Below are 18,268 nucleotides of genomic sequence, written 5' to 3'. Positions count from 1 at the left end.
CCGCGGCCGCCAGCGGTGCGGGGATCAGGTCGCGTGGCGTGCCAGCAGCGAGGCCGCCTCGTCGAAGCGGAAGCTCTCGACGAGTTCGACCAGCGGCTCGAACTCGGCCCCGAGCGAATGGCGCAACTCGGGGCCATGTTCGGCGATGAAGGCGGAACTGGCGGTATCGCCCGAGGCCAGCAGCAGCGCCAGGCCGGCGACGGCGGCCGCGGTGTCGCCGACCGGGCGTCCCGGGGCGAGCGCGGCCTGGGCTTCGGCGGGCAGCGCCAGAACGCCGTCGACCAGCACGCCCAGCGCCGCGACGAGCAGGCCCGCCGCGTCCTGGCGTGCGGCCACGGGCGCCTGCTCGGCGATCTGGCGTTCGAGCTGCGCGGCCGCCAGATGCACCTCGCGCGCGCCGACGTTGCCCGCGGCGCCGCGCAGCGCGTGCGCGCTCTGGCGCAGTTCGGCCCAGCGGCCCTCGGCGCACAGGCTTTCCAGCCGCGGCGGATCGTCCTGGTGGCTGCGCACGAACAGGCGCAGCAGCGACAGCGCGCGCGCGGCGCTGCCGCCCGAGCGCTCGAGCGCGTCGGGGCCGTCGACACCCGGCAATTCGGGCATGGCCGTGGTGTCGGCCGGCTCCGGTGCCGCTCCCGGCAGCAGCGCCGCCGCCGCGGCGGCCGGCGGCTTCAGCCAGCGCAGCAGCGTCGCGTAGAGCTCGCGCGGCTCGATCGGCTTCTGCACGCACTGCTCCATGCCGGCGGCCAGGCATTCGCGCAGCGTGTCCTCGCCGATCGACGCCGTCATCGCGAGGATGGGCATCGTCGCGCCCTGGCGCCGCAGCTCGCGCGCCGCGCCCAGGCCGTCGAGTTCGGGCATCTGCAGGTCCAGCAGCACCAGCGACGGCGGCTCGGCGAGCGCACGCTCGACCCCCTCGCGCCCGTTCTCGGCCAGCAGCGTGCGCAGCCCGACGGCGGCGAGCATCGCCTGGGTGCATTCGCGGTTCACCGGCTCGTCGTCGACGACGAGCACACGCTCGCCGCCGTGGCGCGCGCGCAGCACGGCTTCAGCCGGCAGCGGCCCCTGCGGCCGTGCCGCCGCGTCGCGGCCGCGCGCCAGGCGCAGGCGCAGCCAGAAGCGGCTGCCCTGGCCGGGCCGGCTGTCGACGCCGACCTGTCCCTGCATCAGCTCGGCCAGGCGGCGCGTCAGCGCCAGCCCGAGGCCGGCGCCGCCGTGGCGCCGCGTCATCGACACGTCGCCGGGTTCGAAGGCGCCGAACAGCCGCGGCTTGAGCGCCGGATCGATGCCCGGGCCGGTGTCTCGCACCTCGAGCACCAGCGTCAGCCCGTCGGCGTGTTCGGCGATGCGGCGCGCGGCGATGTGCACGCTGCCGGCGGCCGTGAACTTGACCGCGTTGCGCGCGTAGTTGCCGAGCGCACGCCCGAGCATCGCGGCGTCGCCGCGCAGCCACAGCGGCACGGCGCCGGCGTCGACGGTGAGCACCAGGTGCTTCTTCGTCGCGTCGGCCTCGACCTGCTCGCGCACCTGGTGCAGCAGCGCGCCGAGTTCGAAGTCGTCGGCGCGCGGCACGATGCCGCCGGCCTCCAGCTCGGACAGCGTCAGCACGTCCTCCAGGATCTCGGCCAGCCGGTCGGCGGCGTCGAGGAAGGTTTCGTCGGGCGCGTCGACCGCGCGCCGCAGCCGCGGTGCCAGGTGCAGGATCTGGTGCAGCGGCGTGCGCAGCTCGTGGCTGATGATGCGGATGAAGGCGTCCTTGGTGCGCACGCCGGCCTCTGCGCGCGCACGCGCGAGTTCGAGGTCGGCGGTGCGCTCGCGCACCTGACGCTCGAGGTCGGCGCGGTGGCGCTCGAGCTCCAGGCGCAGCGTCTTGGCCTCGGTGACGTCCTGCACGAAGCCGTGGGCGCGGCGCACCAGCGTGCCGTCGAACTCGGTCTGGCCGACCAGCCGCACCCAGCGCTGGCGGCCGCGTGCGGTCTGCAGCGGCAGTTCGAGGTCGAAGGGCGTGCCGTGTTCGCGTGTCTCGGCCAGCGACGCTTCCAGCAGGCGCTGCGCCTCGGGGCCGAAGAAGGCGAGCGCGTGCTCCAGATCGGGCTCGATGTCGCCGTCGATCTCGGCCAGGTGCCGCAGTTCGTCGGTCCAGCCGATGCGGCGGCCCTCGGCGTCGTAGCTCCAGCCGCCGATGCGTGCGATACGGCTGGTCTCGGCCAGCCGCGCGCGCTCCTTCTTCAGCTCGCTGATGTCGCGCGACATGCCGAAGACGCCGATGATCTCGCCGCTGCGGTCGCGCAGCGGGCCCTTGGTCACCGTCATCTCGCGCGTGCCGGTGGCGGTCGGCAGCCTGGCCTCGACCTCGATGCAGCCGGACAGGGCGTTGCGATCGTCGGTGCGCAGGCGTTCGGCGACCTCGGGCGGGAACAGCGCCGTATCGTCGCGCCCCAGCACCTCGTCGCGCGACTTGCCGGCCAGCTGTTCGGCGCTGTGGTTGAACAGCAGGTAGCGCCCCTGCAGGTCCTTGGCGACGATGATGTCCGGCGAGCTGTCGGCAATCGCCTCGAACAGCGCCACCGCTTCCAGGCGCGCGGTCTGGCGGCGGCGTTCGGTTTCGTGACGGTCGATCGCCTGGCGCTGGCGCCGCAGCGCCATCAGGCCGGCCGCGCCCAGACCGGTGAGCACCCCGGCCAGCAGCACGCCCGAGGCGGCCTGCCAGCGCTGGTGTTCCAGCGCGCCGTGATCGATGCGGGTCAGCAGCCACCAGGGCGTGCCGGCGACCGGCTGCACGACGCCCAGCGCCGGGCGGCCGCGTTCGTCGCTGCCTTCGATCGGGCCTGCGTCGCGAGCCGATGCGGCGACGATCGCGCCGGCATCGGCCGGCCGGCGCCAGACGGCGAAACCGCTGCCGGCGGCAGTGCCGAAATACAGCGGGTCGCCGCCTTCGCGGCGCAGCAGCACCGTCGCCAGGCCGGCATCAAAGGCGCCCGTCACGCCGAGGTTCAGCGGCGGCAGGTCGGTGCCGGCCAGGCGCAGCAGCGCGTAGCCGCCCGCCGGTGCCTGGCCCGGCGCCAGTGGCACCAGCAGGTCCAGGTGGGCGACGCCGTTGGCGTCGAGCTGCGGCCCGAGCAGGCGCGAGCCGCCGGCGGCGTTGCGCAGCGGGTCCTGGGGCGGGTCGGGCACGGGGCCGGTGCTCCAGACGACACGCTGCTGCGCGTCCAGCAGCGAGGCCGACTCGTAGCCGCGTTCGGCGCGCAGCGCCGCCAGCCGCTGCCTGAGCCGGGTGCCGTCCATCTCGTGCACGCGCGCGCCGTCGGCCAGCCGCGCCGCCGCCCAGGCCGCGGCCTGCGTGGCGCGCAGATCGGCGATCGAGCGCAGCGTCAGTTCGGCCGCCAGGCGCTGCTGGTGCAGCGCGAGCGCGACGCCGGCGGCGGTCAGTGCGGCGATGGTCGCGGCGACGAGCGCCACGCGCGTGCGGTCGGCCGCCGTGCCCGGCAGCAGGCGCCCGCCGGGCGCCAGCCGGCGCACCAGCAGGTAGAGCAGCAGCGTCGTGACGGCGACGAAGCCCCAGCCCTTGGCGATGCTCGCGAGCACGCGCATCGCCGGGTCCTGCAGCATGCCCTCGACCCAGCGGTCGGACAGCAGGATCCAGAGCGAGGCCAGCGCCGCGTAGGCCAGCGCCACACGCAGCGCGGTGCCGTCGGGTCTGGGCCCGGGCGGGCCGTCGCTGCCGCTGTCCGCGACCACGATCTCAGGCGGCACGATCCTCCGCCTCGTCGTCCGTCGGGCCGTCGGCGAAGGTCTGCGCGATGCGGCAGAACTCGTCGTAGCAGCGCTCGAAGGCGGCGACGACCTCGGGGTCGAAGTGGCTGCCGCGGCCCTTGAGGATCTCGTCGCGTGCCGCCTCGTGGCTCCAGGCCTGTTTGTAGCAGCGCTTGTTGATCAACGCGTCGAAGACGTCGGCCAGCGCCATCAGCCGCCCCGAGCGCGGGATCTGCTCGCCGGCCAGGCCGTCGGGATAGCCGCTGCCGTCCCAGCGTTCGTGGTGGCGCATCGCGATCTCCTTGGCGATGCCCAGGCAGTCGAGCAGGTTGCGCGTCTTGTCGTCGAGCTCGGTCTCGCGCCAGCGCTCGCTGGCTTCCTTGTAGACGTCGGCTTCGGCGCGTTCGATCGCCTTGGCGCCTTCGGGCGCGTGGGTCTTCATCTTGACCCACTCCTCGGGCGTCAGCGGCCCGGGCTTGCGCAGGATGCTGTCGTGGATCGCGACCTTGCCGATGTCGTGCAGCGGCGCCGAGCGCTCCAGCAGCCGCACGTAGTCGTCGCTCATCTCCCAGCCGTGCTGGCGCAGGTCCTCGGCGAGCGTGCGCACGTACTTCTGGGTGCGCAGGATGTGGTTGCCGGTCTCGGGGTCGCGCGTCTCGGCCAGGTGGGCGAGGGAGCGGATCACGACCGTCTGCATCAGGTCGCCTTCGAGGTCGCGCAGCTGCTTCTCGCGCGCCAGGTCGTGGCGCAGCATCGCGCGCATGCCGGCGGCCTCGAGCTGGGTGCGCACGCGGGCGCGCAGGATCGGGTCGCGGAAGGGCTTGGTGATGTAGTCGGACGCGCCGGCCTCGAAGCCGCCGCGTTCGTCCTTCTCGTCGCTGAGCGCGGTGACCATCACGACCGGGATGTGTTCCGTGACCGGGTTCTCGCGCAGGTGCCGCAGCACCTCCCAGCCGTCCATGCCGGGCATCATCAGGTCCAGCAGGATCAGCGCCGGCACCGGCGCACGCTCGGCCAGGCGCAGCGCGGTCGGGCCGTCGGTGGCGGCGATCACGCGGTAGCCCTCCTCGCCCAGCGTGGCGGCCAGGATCTTCAGGTTGGCCGGCTCGTCGTCGACGATCAGGATCGTCGTCGAACCCATCGGCAAGGCAGGCGTAGCGGACAAGTCGGGCATCCTTTGATGGGCGAAGGACGGGCGGCGCTGGCGGCCCGTGGCACTGGCGCAGCTTAGTCCTGACCGACGATGCCCGGTCGCGACAATAGTCTTGCGTTTGCGGCGGTTTACCGATTCTTCCTTCGGCCGGCGTACGCCGCAACCGGGCGTTGCCGGTGCTTCAGGGGGCTACCGGCTCGAGTTCGAACTGCATCGCCGCCAGCCGCGCGTACAGCCCGCCGCGTGCCACCAGTTCGTGGTGGGTGCCGACGTCGACGATGCGCCCGCCGTCCATCACGACGATGCGCGTGGCGCGCAGCACCGTCGCCAGACGGTGGGCGATGACGACCGTCGTGCGCCCGGCCATCGCCGTCTCCAGCGCCGCCTGCACCATGCGTTCGCTCTCGGCGTCGAGTGCGCTCGTCGCTTCGTCGAGCAGCAGCAGCGGCGGGTTCTTCAGCATCGCGCGTGCGATCGCGATGCGCTGGCGCTGGCCGCCCGACAGGCGCACGCCGCGTTCGCCCAGGAAACTGGCGTAACCCTCGGGCAGGCGCTCGATGAACTCGTGTGCGTGTGCCGCACGCGCGGCGGCCACGACCTCGGCTTCGCCGGCGTCGGGGCGGCCGTAGCGGATGTTCTCCAGCGCCGTGGTCGAGAAGATCGTGCTGTCCTGCGGCACGATGCCGATGCGCGCGCGCAGGTCCGCCAGCGCGGCGTCGCGCACGTCGACGCCGTCGACGCTGACGCTGCCCTGCTGCACGTCGAAGAAGCGCAGCAGCAGCTGCAGCACCGTGCTCTTGCCGGCGCCGCTGGGGCCGACCAGGGCCACGGTCTCGCCTGGCCTGACCTCGAGCGAGAACTCCGCCAGCGACGGCTGGCCTGGGCGCGACGGGTAGCAGAAGCTCACGTCTTGAAGCCGCACCGCCGAGCCGCCGCGCGCCGGCGGCAGCGCCACCGGCCGCGCCGGGTCGGCCACCGGCGACTGTGCCGCCAGCAGCTCCATCAGGCGCTCGGTCGCGCCGGCGGCGCGCAGCAGGTCGCCCCAGACCTCGGACAGCACCGCCACCGCGCCGACGAAGATGATGACGAAGACCACCGTCTGCCCCAGGTGGCCGGCACTGATGCGGCCTTCGATCACCGCCTGCGTGCCCTGGTACAGGCCCCAGATCAGCGCGCCGAAGGTGGCGCTGATCATGAAGCCGACGAGCAGCGCGCGCACCCGCGTGCGCCGGCGTGCGGTGTCGAAGGCGCTCTCGGTGGCGGCGTCGAAACGTGCCGACTCGCGCGCCTCCTGCACGTAGCCCTGCACCACCGGAATCGAGTTCAGCACCTCGGCGGCGATGGCGCTGGAGTCGGCGACGCGGTCCTGGCTGGCGCGGCTGAGCTTGCGCACGCGCCGGCCGAAGTACATCGACGGCAGCACCACCAGCACCAGGATGCCCAGCACCTGCGTCATCACCCACGGGTTGGTGACGACCAGCGCCGCGAGCGCGCCCATGCCCATCACCGCGTTGCGCAGGCCCAGGCTGAGGCTGGAGCCGACCACCGTCTGCACCAGCGTGGTGTCGGTCGTCAGACGGCTCAGCACCTCGCCGGTCTGGGTGGTCTCGAAGAACTGCGGGCTCTGGCGCACGACGTGGGCGTAGACGGCGTTGCGCAGGTCGGCGGTGATGCGCTCGCCGAGCCAGGAGACCATGTAGAAGCGCAGCGCCGAAAACAGCCCGAGCGCGGCGCCGACCGCGAACAGCGCCAGGAAATGCCCGCGCAGCGCCATCACGCGTGTGCCCGGGTCGGTGGCCACCAGGCCCTGGTCGATCAGCGACTTCAGCGCCACCGGGAACACGAGCGTGCTCGCGGCCGCCAGCACCAGGAACAGCGCCGCCAGCGCGACCCGGCCGCGGTAGGGGCGCACGAAAGGCAGCAGGCCGGAGAGCGAACGCACGCGTTTGGCGGGCGGCGGTTCGGCGGCGGCACGGCCGGCGGGCGGCAGCGGGGCGGTGGAGGCGGTCGAGGGGGGCATCGCCGCGCAGTGTAGGCAGCGCCGATGACCGGCGCTGGCCGCGGGTCGGGCGCGGCTTTCAGAGATTGTTGGCGAACAGCCGGCGCACGAGCAGGTCGCGCAGGCTGCGGGCCTCGGCCAGCCCCAGGCGCTCCAGGTAGGGGCGCGGCGCCTCGCGCCCGTCCCACAGGCTGCGCACCGTCATCTGCAGCAGCTCGGCCGGGTGCTGGCTCGCGTGCTGCAGCTTCTTCAGCGCGCGCACGATGCGGATCTCGTCCTCGCTCAGGTCGGTGCCGAACGGGAACTCGGGCAGCAGCCCGGCGCTGGCCCAGGGCTGCAGCCGGTCCTCGAGCGCCTGCGGCAGGTTGCGGCGCCGGTGCTCGGGCACACGGTAGTCGGCCGCCAGCTTGCCGTGCGCCTGGGCCTGGTGCACCAGTTCGTCCTGGAAGCGCGAGTCGGCGACCGCGATCAGGCGCTTGACGACCTCGCCGTCGGCCTGGCCGCGCAGGTCGGCGACGCCGTATTCGGTGACGACGATGTCGCGCAGGTGGCGCGGGATCGTCACGTTGCCGTAGTTCCAGACGATGCTGCTGGTGAGGCCGGCGTGGCCGTCGTGCGTCGCGCGCAGCATCATCACCAGGCGCGCGTCGGGCAGCGCGTGCGACATCGCGACGAAGTTGTACTGGCCGCCGACGCCGCTGACCACCTGGCCGTTGTCGAGCGCGTCGCTGGCCGCGGCGCCGAGCAGGGTCACGACCATCGTCGTGTTCATGAAGCGCGCCTTGCGGCGCTGCTGGCGCTTCAGCTCGTCGTCACCGTAGAGCTGGTTGATGAAGTCGATGCGCGTCATGTCGATCTTCGCCAGCTCCTGCGGCGGCATCGTGCGCAGGCGCTGGTAGAAGTCGCGCGGGCCCAGGAAGAAGCCGCCGTGCATGAAGACGCCGCCGGCCAGGCGCGTGCCGAGCATGGTCTCGCAGACGGTGGCCAGCGCGCGTTCGTCGCGCAGGTCGGCACTGCAGCGGGCGCGCTCGGCGACGAGCTGGCCGCCGTCGAGCCGCACATCGGCGCGCAGCACGCCGAAACGCTGCAGGAACGCGAGGTCGGCGGCGTCCAGCGGCGCGCGCACGCGGCCGGCGTCGAGCAGGGCCCGCAGCGTCTGCGGCGTCACCGCGGTGTCGGCGATCCGGCCTTCGTTGAGCAGGCGCTGCAGCGTCGCGTCGGCGAACACCTCGCGGCGCACGATGCCGGCTTCGATCAGCTTCAGGAAGCCGTTGACGAACATCTCCGAGCAGCCGTACAGGCCGGTGTCGAAACGCCCGGTCTCGCGCCCCGTCAGGTCGCCGTGCGCCAGCGACTCGAGGATGCGGCGGTACTCGCTGCCGTGGCGGTCGCGCACGATCAGCGCCTGCGCGATCGCGTCGCCGAGCGAGCCGATGCCGATCTGCAGCGTGCCGCCGTCGACGACGAAGCTGCTGGCATGCAGCCCGATCGCGTAGTCGGCGAACGAGACCTTGTTGTTCGGCGGCGCGAAAACCGCGTGCGTGCCCGCCGGGTCGGTGACGACGAGGTCGAAGAGCCCGGGCTCGACCTCGGCGCCGTTGGGCATGAACGGCATGCGCTCGTTGACCACCGCCACCGTCATCACCCGGCGGCCGCTGGCGTGCACACGCTCGATGATCTCGGCGCTGACGTCGGGATTCGACGACAGCGACAGCCGCAGCGCCCGGCCCTCGCCGCGTGCCGCCACCGCCTGCGCGACGACGTTCATGCCCTGCACCGCCATGTCGCGCGCGACGAAGGTGTAGTTGGTCGAGATGTAGTTCTGCTGCGCGGCGGCGTTGCCCAGGTAGTCGCCGGTCTTCATGAAGAACTCGTGCACCTCGACGTTGGGCGGCAGCCGGCCGGCCCGCAGGTCGATGACGTAGTCCAGGTCGGGGTAATCCTCGAACACGCGCCGCACCAGCGGCTCCAGGAAATGGCGTTCGATGTCGGTCTTGCCAACGGGTTTGTGCAGCGACAGCGCGGTGACGATGCGCAGCCGGCGCGAGGGGTCGGCACGGAAGCGCCGGTACAGCGCGTTGACGAAGGCATTCGGCTTGCCGACGCCCAGCGGGATGCCGAGCACGATGTCGCCGGGAACGCTGTCCAGCACGCGGTCGACCGCGGCCTCGATCGAGGTGACGAAGCTCGGGGCAGCCATGTCGGTCTCCGTTGACTTGTGTTGTCCAGCATCTGCGCCGGGTAGCCGGCAACGCTTGATTCAAGGCAAGCGGCACCCCCAATTTCTAGCGGATCACGACGGATCGTTTCAGTCCGCGCCGGTTGTGGTCGAATAACGGACTCCGGGTCGCCCATGCTGAACGTGCCCACCATCCCGTCCCCTGACGAGACGCTGCGCTCGCGCCGCCGCCGCCTGGCCACCGGCGCGGCCACCGGCGTGCTGCTGGTCGTCGCGATGGCGGCGGCCGGCTGGGGGCTGGCCAGCTTGTTCGAAGGGCTGGGGCGCATCGCGCCGCCGCTGGCGGCGGCGCTGGCTGCAGCCGGCGTCGGCGTGCCGCTGGTGCTGTGGCTGCTGCATCTGATTCGCCAGCTCGACGGCTCGCGCGCCGCGCTCGCGCGGCTGGACACGCTGGACGCCGCCACCGGCGTCGCCAAGCGTCCGCATTTCCTGTCCTGCGCCGAACGTGAATGGTCGCGTGCGCGGCGCTACGGCACCGGCGCCGCACTGCTGGTCGCCGAGGTCGACCAGGTGGCGCGGCTGATCGAGGGCCGCGGCCTGGTCGCTGCCGAGACCGTGCTGCGTGCGCTCGCGCTCGACACCGAGCAGACGCTGCGTGGCGGCGACCTGATCGCGCGTTTCGGCGATACCCAGCTCGCGGTCTGGCTGGTGCACGCCGACCCGACCGGCGCGCTCGACGTCGCCGAGCGCATCCGCGAACGTGCCGAGCAGATGGAGATCCCCTGCGGCGCGCACCCGCTGCGCATCACCGTCAGCGTCGGCGTCGGCGCGCTGCGGCCGGCACACCAGAACCTGTCGGCGCTGGTCGACGACACCGAGGCCGCGCTGCTGGCGGCGCAGCAGGCCGGCGGCAACTGCGTGCGCTCGGCCCCGGTCGACCCGCAGCGCCGGCGCCGCGCCGACGCGCCGCCGCCCTGATCAGCCCAGGCGCAGCCGCGCCGCGTAGCCGGTCATCTCCAGATAGCCCAGGCCGACGCGGCGCCCGCCGGCGTCGAGCAGTTCCGACAGCCCTTCCCAATAGACCGCGCCGGTGCCGCCGCGGCCGTCCAGTTCCTGGCCGTCGAGCAGCGCGCGCACGCCGAAACGCCCGGCGGGGGTGTCGATCTGCCAGTCGACCGGGTAGGCCGCGCGTGTCGCCGGGCTGGACCAGCGCCGGCCGGGCGTGAAGACCACCGCGTCGGGCGCGAAGGCCGTCGCCTTGCCGCCGCGCGGCCGGAAGCTGCCGCCGGCCCAGAGCGCGCTGCCGTCGGCGCGGCGCAGGCGAAAGGCGGTGAGCGCGCCGCCGTCGAACAGGTTGATGCCGATCCAGTCCCAGCCGACGGCCTCGGGGTGCAGGATCTCGTCGCTCCACTCGTGGTCCATCCAGGCCGTGCCGCGGGCCTCGGCACGGCGGCCGTCGACGCTGAGCAGCGCTGCGGTCGCCAGCTGGGGTTCGCTGACGTAGTGGCTGGCCTGGCGCTCCTCGGGCCCTTTGCGCGAGAAGCCGGCGTCGCCCTGCAGCAGCAGCGGCTGCGTCGGCACGAGGCGCAGGTCCAGGCCGAAGTCGGCCGCCGGCAAACGGGCGTGGTAGCCGCTGCCGTCGCGCACCAGGCTCCAGTCGTCCAGGCGCAGGCCGACGTCGGCGCTGGCGGCCCAGGCCGGGCCGGTCTCGGCATCACCCGACCAGCGTGCGATGCGCTGCGCGTGGTGGTGGCGGCGCGCGTCCAGGTCGGTCAGCGCCGCGTGCGCGAACAGGATCTGGCGCGGCGCGAAGCGGCTTTTCAGGTCTTCGGCCAGCCCCGTGCGGCTGCGGAAGAAGGTGAGCTGGAAACCCCAGCGCGGCGCCTCGGGCGTGCCAGCCCAGCCGGTGGCGTACCACCACTCGGTGCGGGTGTCCGGGTGCGCGCCGTGGTCGCGCGGGAAGACCAGCGGCCGGCGGCGGATGTCGGCCTGTGCCGGCAACGCGGCGGCGCCGGCGAGTGCGAGCAGATGGCGGCGCTTCACCAGTCCTCCTTCACCGACAGCACCGCCGAACGCCCGGCGGCGCTGCGCGCGCTGAAGGCCGCGGTGGCGACGCCGGCGGCCAGCACCGCGGCGGCCAGTGCCGCCAGCCGGCCGGCCGGCACGACGATGTCCATGGTCCAGTGGAAACTCTGCGGGTTGACGACGAAGACCAGCACCGCGCTCACCGCCAGCCCCAGCGCCAGCCCGACCAGCACGCCGGCCGCCAGCCAGGCCGCGGCTTCGCCGGCGACGAGCACGATCACCTGGCCGCGTGTCAGCCCCAGGTGCGCCAGCAGGCCGAACTCCTTGCGCCGCGCCAGCACCTGCGCCGACAGGCTGGCGGCGATGCCGACCAGACCGATGGCGATGGCCACCGCCTGCAGGTAGTAGGTGACGGCGAAGCTGCGGTCGAAGATGCGCAGCGACAGCACACGCAGCTCGCCGGTGGCGGCGAACTCCAGCATCGCCGCGTCCGGCAGCAGCGCACGCAGCCGCGTCTGCACCGCCGCCAGTTCGGCGCCCGGGGCCAGCCACAGCGCCAGGTCGTTGATGCGTTCGTCGCCGGTGATGCGGCGGTAGTCGGCCGCGTCCATCACGATGCTGCCGAACTGGCGCGCGTAGTCGCGCCAGACGCCCAGCACACGCACCGTCGTGCCGCCGGCCAGCGGCAGCTCCAGCGTCGCGCCGACCTGGGCGCCGTAGAGGTCGACCATCGCCTCGCTGACCCAGACGCCGGTTTCGCCGGGCCGCGGCGGCAGCGCGCTGCCGACCAGCGGCAGCGCTGCCGCGGCGTCGGCCACCGGACGCGCCATCAGCGCCACCGCCGGGCGGCCTTCGGCCATCTGCAGCGTGCGCTGGCGCGTGGCCTGCACGCGTTGCACGCCGGGCACGCCGGCGGCCGCCTGCACGAAGGCCGGCGGCAGCCAGGCCTGGTCGGCGGTGCCGCTGGTGGCGGCGCTGCGCGCGTACAGGTCGGCCGGCAGCATCGAATCGAGCCAGTGCGAGACACCGTCGCGAAAGCTCGCCACCATCACCGTCAGCGCCACCGACAGCGCCAGGCTGGCGACGACGCCCGAGACCGCCGCCGTCGCCGTCGCGCGCTGGAAACGTGCGCGCTGCAGCGCCAGCAGCGGCAGCGCCGAACGTGGCGCCGCGACACCGGCGAGCAGCGCATGCACCACCGCCGGCACCAGGGCGACGCCGCCGAACAGCAGCGCCGCCACCGCCGCATAAGCCGCCAGCGGCAGCCCGAAGACCGGCGGCGCAAAAGCCAGCGCGGCGCCCAGCGCCAGCAGCGCCAGGCCGGGTGCGGCCGGCGGCGCCGGCTGCTGCGGCGTGCCCAGGCCTTTGAGCGCCATCGCCGGCGACAGGCGTTCGGCCTGTTTCGCCGGCCACCAGCCGCCGATCAGCGCCGAAGCCGTGCCCAGCGCCAGGAAGAGCAGGGCGCCGACCGGGCCGAAGCTCACCGTCGGCGTGATGCCGGGGAAGTAACCGCCGCCCAGGTCGCCCGCCATCCAGCGCAGCGCCAGCACCGCCATGGCCGCGCCCAGTGCCAGCCCGATCAGGCTGCCGGCGGCGCCGAGCGCCGCGCATTCGACGAGCACGATGGCGCGGCGTTCGCGCGCGGTCAGGCCGAGCACGCCCAGCAGCGCGAAGCTCGGCGTGCGCTGCGCCACCGACAGCGACACCACCGAGAACACGAGGAAGGCGCCGACGAACAGCGCCACCAGCGCCAGCACCGTCAGGTTGACGCGGTAGGCGCGCGACAGGTTGGAGATGCGCTGCTCGGCCTCGCCCGGCGCCACCGCCTCGACACCGGCCGGCAGCGCCAGCCGTGCGACCAGCGCGGCACGGTCGGCGCCCGGCGCCAGCCGCAGGTCGATGCGTGTCAGCCGGCCGTCGTAGCCGAAACCGGTCTGCGCCGCGGCCACGTCCATCACCAGCATCGCCTGGCCGCCCGCGGCGACGCTGCCGGCGACCTCGAAACGCCGCTTCTCCAGCCCCGACTGCAGCATCAGCACGCTGCCGTCGGCGGCGCCGGTCTGGGCGCGTGCCGCGGCGTTGAGGAAGACCAGCCGCGGGTCCAGCCCGGCCATCGCGCGGGTGTCGTCGGCCGGCCGCGGCAGCAGCGTCGCCGCCACCGGCGCGATGCGCAGCACGTCGATGCCGACGACCCGCAGCGCGATCCGCCGGCCGTCGGCCGCGGCGGCGTAGGTGTCGAACTCGACCACCGGGCTCGCCACGTCGACCGCGGCGTCGATGGCGACACGCTCGTACAGCGCGTCGTCGAAACCTTCGCGCTGGCCGCGTATCGTCAGGTCGGGCTCGCCGTTGGCCGCGCGCACCGCGGCCGAAAACTCCGACAGCGCCGAGCTGTTGATCAGGTGCACCGAATACGCCAGCGCGACGCCGAGTGCCACCGCCAGCAGCGCGACGCCGTGGCGCCAGGGGTGGTGGCGCCATTCGCGCCACAGCAGGCTGGCCAGCAGGTGACGGTTCATCGCGGCGCGATGCCGTCGACGGTCAGCCGCAGCACGCGGTCGGCGCGTGCCGCCGCGGCTTCGGAGTGCGTCACCAGCAGGCAGGCGGCGCCGGCTTCACGCACCTGCGCCAGCAGCACGCCGAGCACCCGTTCGGCCGTCTGCGGGTCGAGGTTGCCGGTGGGTTCGTCGGCCAGGATCAGCCCCGGCGCGTGCACCACCGCGCGGGCGATCGCAACCCGCTGCAGCTGCCCGCCCGAGAGCTGCGCCGGGTAGCGCGCGCCGAGCGCGCCCAGGCCGACGGCGTCGAGCAGCGCGGCGACGCGGCGCTCGTCAGGGCGGTTCAGCAGCAGCAGCGGCAGCGCGACGTTCTCGGCCACCGTCAGGTGCGGCAGCACGTGGAAGGCCTGGAAGACGAAACCCAGGCGCGCGCGCCGCAGCCGCGCGCGCCCGGCTTCGTCCAGCGTCGCCAGGTCGTGGCCGGCAACCGTGATGCGGCCGGCGTCGGCGACGTCCAGCCCGGCGATGCAGTTCAGCAGCGTCGACTTGCCGACGCCCGATTCACCCAGCAGCGCGACGAACTCGCCGGCGCCGAGTTCCAGCGTGACGTCGTGGAAGACACGGGTCTCCCCGTAGGATTTGGAAAGACCCGCGAGTACCAGCATGGGCGGCCATGATGCCCGAGCGGCACCGGCCGCCGCGGCGCGGGGTCAGCCGGCGGCCGCTTCCAGCGCTGCCAGTGCCTGCGCCGGCGCGTCGGGCGCGTCGCAGGGCACGACGATGCGCTCGGGCATCGCGCGCAGCCAGGTCAGCTGGCGCTTGGCGAGCTGGCGCGTCGCGGCGACACCGCGTTCGCGCAGCGGCGCCACGTCGCCGGCGTCCAGCGCCTCCCAGGCCTGGCGGTAGCCGACGCAGCGCATCGAAGGCAGCCCCGGCTGCAGGTCGCCGCGTGCCCGCAGGGCGCGCACTTCGTCGACCAGGCCGGCGGCGAGCATGGCGTCGAACCGTTCGGCGATGCGGCCATGCAGCCAGGCGCGCGACGCCGGCTCCAGCGACACCAGCGGCCAGGCCGCGGCCGCCGGGCGCTGAGCGCGTGCGCCTTGCTGCCAGGCTGAGATCGGCCGGCCGCTGCCGAGGAAGACCTCGAGCGCACGCTGGATGCGCTGGGCGTCGTTCGGCGCCAGCCGCGCGGCTGTGACCGGGTCGACGCGCGCCAGTTCGGCATGCAGCTCCGGCCAGCCGAGCGCGGCAGCGCGCGCGTCGAGTTCGGCGCGGATCGCCGGGTCGGTCTCGGGCATCGTGTCCAGGCCGTCGCGCAGCGCCTTGAAGTACAGCATCGTGCCGCCGACCAGCAGCGGCAGCCGTCCGCGCGCCGCGATCTCGGCGACCAGCCGGGTGGCGTCGGCGACGAAGCGTGCCGCCGAGTAGCTGTCGGCCGGGTCGACGATGTCGATCAGGTGGTGCGGCACCGCGGCGCGTTCGGCGGCGCTGGGTTTGGCCGTGCCGATGTCCAGGCCGCGATAGACCAGCGCCGAGTCGACGCTGATGATCTCCAGCGGCCGGCGCGCGGCCAATGCCAGCGCCGCCGCGGTCTTGCCGCTGGCGGTGGGGCCGGCCAGGCAGATCGCGGCGGGCCTCATCGCCGCACCGGCTCGGGCAGGCGCTGCACCAGCGTCCAGGCGATCGTCGCCGTGGCCGCGGCCCAGAAACCCAGCGTCAGCGCATAAGGCCGCGGGTCGGCGCCGTGCACCAGCCCGAGCCAGCGGCCGATGCAGAACGCGGTGAAGGCGAGCACGAAACCCGCCAGCGCCGAGGCCACGCCGGCCTGGCGCGGGAAGGGCCCGACCGCACCCGCCTGGCCGCAGGGCTGGTGCACGCCGTGGCCGAAGCAGAACAGCCACTGCGCGACGAGATAGGGCCAGACGCTGTCGGCCCCGGCCAGCGCCGCGGCCACGGTGCCGGCGCCGCCGGCGAGCGTGAACGCGGCCGCGCGCCGCACCGCTGGCGCCATCCCCAGCCGCATGATCCAGCGCCGGCAGATCACGGTGCCGCCCAGGTAGGCCAGCGAGCCGGTCGCCATCGCCAGCCCGTAGGCGCCGGCCGACAGGCCGAAGCCGTTCATGTAGACGAAGGACGAACCCGCGAGGATGGTGAACAGCCCGCCGTAGGTGCTGGAGGTCAGCAGCGTCCAGGCGAGGAAGGTGCGGTTGCGCGCGATGCCGGCCCAGGCGCCGAACAGCGGCCCCGGTGCGGTCGCATGGGGGTTCTTCTGGACGATGGTCTCGGGCAGGCGCAGCACGACGAAGGCCAGCGTCGCCGCGCCGGCGCAGCCGACGACCACCAGCGCCGCGCGCCAGCCGCCCCAGCCTGTGACCAGGCCGCCCAGCGTCGGCGAGGCGATCGCGATCAGCCCCAGCCCCGACAGCGCCAGCGCCATCACCTGCGCACCTTCGTGCGGTTCGTACAGATCGCGCAGCATCGCGCGTGCGACCACCACCGCCGCTGCCAGCGCCACGCCCTGCAGCGTGCGCCAGGCGACCAAAGCGCCTATGTCGCCGGCCAGCGCCGCGCCGACGCTGGCCGCGGTGTAGAGCGTGAGCCCGGCGATCAGCACCGGGCGCCGGCCGACGCGGTCGGCCACCGGCCCCCAGACGAGCTGGGCGACGCCGAAAGCCAGGATCAGCGCCGCCATCGTCAGCTGCACCGCCGCCATCGGCGCGGCCAGGTCGCGCGCCAGCAGCGGCAGCGCCGGCAGCATGACGTCGGTGGACACCGGCTGCAGCCCCAGCAGCAGCGCCAGCGCGACCGCGGCGAGGGCGTGCGACACGCGCGGCGCGGCGCCGGGCGGTGCGGCCGCAGCCATCAGATGAACCGTTCGTTCTCGCCCAGGTAGCGCCACTGGCCCACCGGCAGCTGGCCCAGCGAGACGCTGCCGATGCGCACCCGCTTCAGGCCGACGACCTTCAGCCCGACCTGCTCGCACATGCGGCGGATCTGGCGCTTGCGGCCTTCGCGCAGCACGAAACGAAGCTGGTCCTCGTTCTGCCAGCTCACGCGTGCCGGGCGCAGCGGCCGGCCGTCGAGTTCCAGGCCGTGGCGCAGGCGCTCGAGCTCGCTGTCGGGCAGGCGCCCGGGCTTCAGGTGCTGCACGCGCACCAGGTATTCCTTCTCGACCTTGGTCTCGTCGCCGATCAGCAGCTTGGCGATGCGGCCGTCCTGGGTCAGCACGAGCAGGCCGGTGGAATCGATGTCCAGGCGGCCGGCCGGCGCCAGCCCGCGCAGCTGGCCGGGGTGGAAGGCGATGCGGTTCGGGTCGTCCTTCCAGCGGTTGGCCGGCAGCACCAGCGTCACCGCGGGTTTGTAGCCGTCCTCGGCCTGGCCGCTGACGAAACCCACCGGTTTGTGCAGCAGCACCGTGACGCGGCGCGCCTGCTCGGTGCGCGCGCGCGGGTCGACCTCGATGCGGCAGTCGGGCGCGGCGCGCAGGCCGAGCACGGCCACCTGGCCGTCGACTCGCACCCAGCCGGCCTCTATCCACTCGTCGGCCTCGCGGCGCGAGGCGAGGCCACGTTCTGTGATCAGCTTGGAAACGCGCACGCCGTCGGCGGCGCCGGAATTCGACTCGGACATGCCTGAATTGGACCACGGCCGGCACTTGGCATGCCTGTCCGAGCTACGGGCAAGCACCGACACCGGCCCTCTTCGCTTGCCGGCGGTGATCCGCTAGTCTGGGGAGGTCCCGGCTGCCAGGAGTTGTGCGATGAATCCCGTCTCCGAACTGCTGAAGCAGCGCCAGGACACGATCTGGCACGTGCATCCCGACGATCCGGTCTATTCCGTGCTCGAACTGCTGGCCGAACACGAGGTCGGCGCCCTCGTCGTGATGGACGCCGGCCGGCTGGTGGGCATCGTCTCGGAGCGCGACTACACGCGCAAGGTGGCGCTGCAGGGCCGCAACTCGCGCGAGACCCCGGTCGCCGAGATCATGACGCGCGAGGTCGTCTCGATCGGCCCCGACGCCTCGATGCTGACCTGCATGGCGCTGATGAGCGCACGCCGCATCCGCCACCTGCCGGTGGTCGACGGCGGCACGGTGCTGGGCATGATCTCGATCCGCGACATCCTCGACGAAGTCATCGCCGACCAGCAGCAGACCATCGCGCAGCTCGAGAGCTACATCCATTCCTGAGGCGGCGCGCGTGCAGAGTCTCGAATCCCGCTCCGACCGGCGCTGCCTGCTGCTGGCCGCCAGCCCGGCCGAGGTCTTCGCCGCGATCCGCGACCCCGGGCGCGTCGCGCGCTGGTGGGGGCCGGTGGGCTTCAGCAACACCATCCACTGCTTCGACTTCGTCGCCGGCGGCCACTGGCGGCTGACGATGCACGGGCCCGACGGCCGCGACTACCCGAACGAAAGCCGCTTCCTGGAGATCGAGGCCGACCGCCGCGTCGTCATCGAGCATGTCTCGGGGCACCACTTCGTGCTGACGCTGGAACTCGTGCCCGAGGGCGACGGCACCTGGGTCGAGTGGCAGCAGAGCTTCGACACGCGCGAACACTACGAAAGCCTGGCGGCCTTCGTCGCGACCGCCAACCAGCAGAACCTCGAACGTCTGGCGGTCGAGGTGCTGCACGTGCCGGCGGTGGCCTCCTGCCGCTCGTGACCG

At 73.5% G+C, this 18,268-nt stretch carries 13 protein-coding genes; 3 read left to right on the top strand and 10 right to left on the bottom strand.

Annotated features, from left to right (window positions below; translation table 11 throughout):
• Positions 1–24: 24 nt before the first annotated feature.
• From CKO43_RS01745 to CKO43_RS01730, 4 genes are all read right to left on the bottom strand, one after another.
• Positions 25–3,750, bottom strand: a complete 3,726-nt coding sequence (locus CKO43_RS01745) for a PAS domain-containing hybrid sensor histidine kinase/response regulator (RefSeq protein WP_346728193.1) — start codon at positions 3,748–3,750, stop codon at positions 25–27.
• Positions 3,740–4,924, bottom strand: coding sequence for a response regulator (locus CKO43_RS01740; protein WP_242477824.1), 1,185 nt, complete (start codon positions 4,922–4,924; stop codon positions 3,740–3,742). Before CKO43_RS01740 ends, CKO43_RS01745 begins: the two co-directional genes overlap by 11 nt.
• Before the next feature lie 160 nt (positions 4,925–5,084).
• Positions 5,085–6,923 (bottom strand): ABC transporter transmembrane domain-containing protein, encoded by a 1,839-nt coding sequence (locus CKO43_RS01735; RefSeq protein ID WP_200377681.1) that lies wholly within the window; start codon positions 6,921–6,923, stop codon positions 5,085–5,087.
• Positions 6,924–6,981: 58 nt separating this feature from the next.
• Positions 6,982–9,102, bottom strand: coding sequence for an acetyl-CoA hydrolase/transferase C-terminal domain-containing protein (locus CKO43_RS01730; RefSeq protein ID WP_200377680.1), 2,121 nt, complete (start codon positions 9,100–9,102; stop codon positions 6,982–6,984).
• 153 nt (positions 9,103–9,255) lie between these two features.
• Here CKO43_RS01730 and CKO43_RS01725 point away from each other — a divergent pair, with 153 nt between their 5' ends.
• Entirely contained in the window at positions 9,256–10,059 is an 804-nt protein-coding gene (locus CKO43_RS01725; protein ID WP_242481025.1) for a GGDEF domain-containing protein, read from the top strand.
• On the opposite strand, the gene CKO43_RS01720 is transcribed toward CKO43_RS01725, so the two are convergent.
• From CKO43_RS01720 to CKO43_RS01695, 6 genes are read right to left on the bottom strand one after another with little or no spacing between them, the layout of a single operon-like run.
• Positions 10,060–11,124, bottom strand: coding sequence for a lipocalin-like domain-containing protein (locus CKO43_RS01720; RefSeq protein WP_200377679.1), 1,065 nt, complete (start codon positions 11,122–11,124; stop codon positions 10,060–10,062).
• Entirely contained in the window at positions 11,121–13,625 is a 2,505-nt protein-coding gene (locus CKO43_RS01715; RefSeq protein WP_200377678.1) for an FtsX-like permease family protein, read from the bottom strand. The genes CKO43_RS01720 and CKO43_RS01715 overlap by 4 nt, the downstream gene beginning before the upstream one ends.
• Complete coding sequence (locus CKO43_RS01710; protein WP_200226769.1) at positions 13,622–14,269, bottom strand: ABC transporter ATP-binding protein; 648 nt, start codon at positions 14,267–14,269, stop codon at positions 13,622–13,624. Before CKO43_RS01710 ends, CKO43_RS01715 begins: the two co-directional genes overlap by 4 nt.
• 45 nt (positions 14,270–14,314) lie before the next feature.
• On the bottom strand, positions 14,315–15,244 hold the full coding sequence (gene miaA / locus CKO43_RS01705; protein ID WP_200377677.1) for a tRNA (adenosine(37)-N6)-dimethylallyltransferase MiaA: 930 nt from the start codon (positions 15,242–15,244) through the stop codon (positions 14,315–14,317).
• Positions 15,241–16,470 (bottom strand): multidrug effflux MFS transporter, encoded by a 1,230-nt coding sequence (locus tag CKO43_RS01700; RefSeq protein WP_431191955.1) that lies wholly within the window; start codon positions 16,468–16,470, stop codon positions 15,241–15,243. Before CKO43_RS01700 ends, miaA begins: the two co-directional genes overlap by 4 nt.
• Positions 16,467–17,234, bottom strand: a complete 768-nt coding sequence (locus tag CKO43_RS01695) for a pseudouridine synthase (protein ID WP_200226766.1) — start codon at positions 17,232–17,234, stop codon at positions 16,467–16,469. The genes CKO43_RS01700 and CKO43_RS01695 overlap by 4 nt, the downstream gene beginning before the upstream one ends.
• Before the next feature lie 130 nt (positions 17,235–17,364).
• Between CKO43_RS01695 and CKO43_RS01690 the strand changes: the two genes are divergently transcribed.
• Positions 17,365–17,793, top strand: a complete 429-nt coding sequence (locus CKO43_RS01690) for a CBS domain-containing protein (RefSeq protein ID WP_200226764.1) — start codon at positions 17,365–17,367, stop codon at positions 17,791–17,793.
• A 10-nt stretch (positions 17,794–17,803) separates the two neighbouring features.
• A complete protein-coding gene (locus tag CKO43_RS01685; RefSeq protein WP_200377675.1) occupies positions 17,804–18,265 on the top strand; it encodes an SRPBCC domain-containing protein in 462 nt (153 codons plus the stop codon).
• Positions 18,266–18,268: the final 3 nt, after the last annotated feature.

Source organism: Rubrivivax gelatinosus (genome assembly GCF_016583785.1).
Taxonomy (GTDB): Bacteria; Pseudomonadota; Gammaproteobacteria; order Burkholderiales; family Burkholderiaceae_C; genus Rubrivivax; species Rubrivivax gelatinosus_B.
This window is presented reverse-complemented; position numbering and strand designations above follow the sequence as displayed.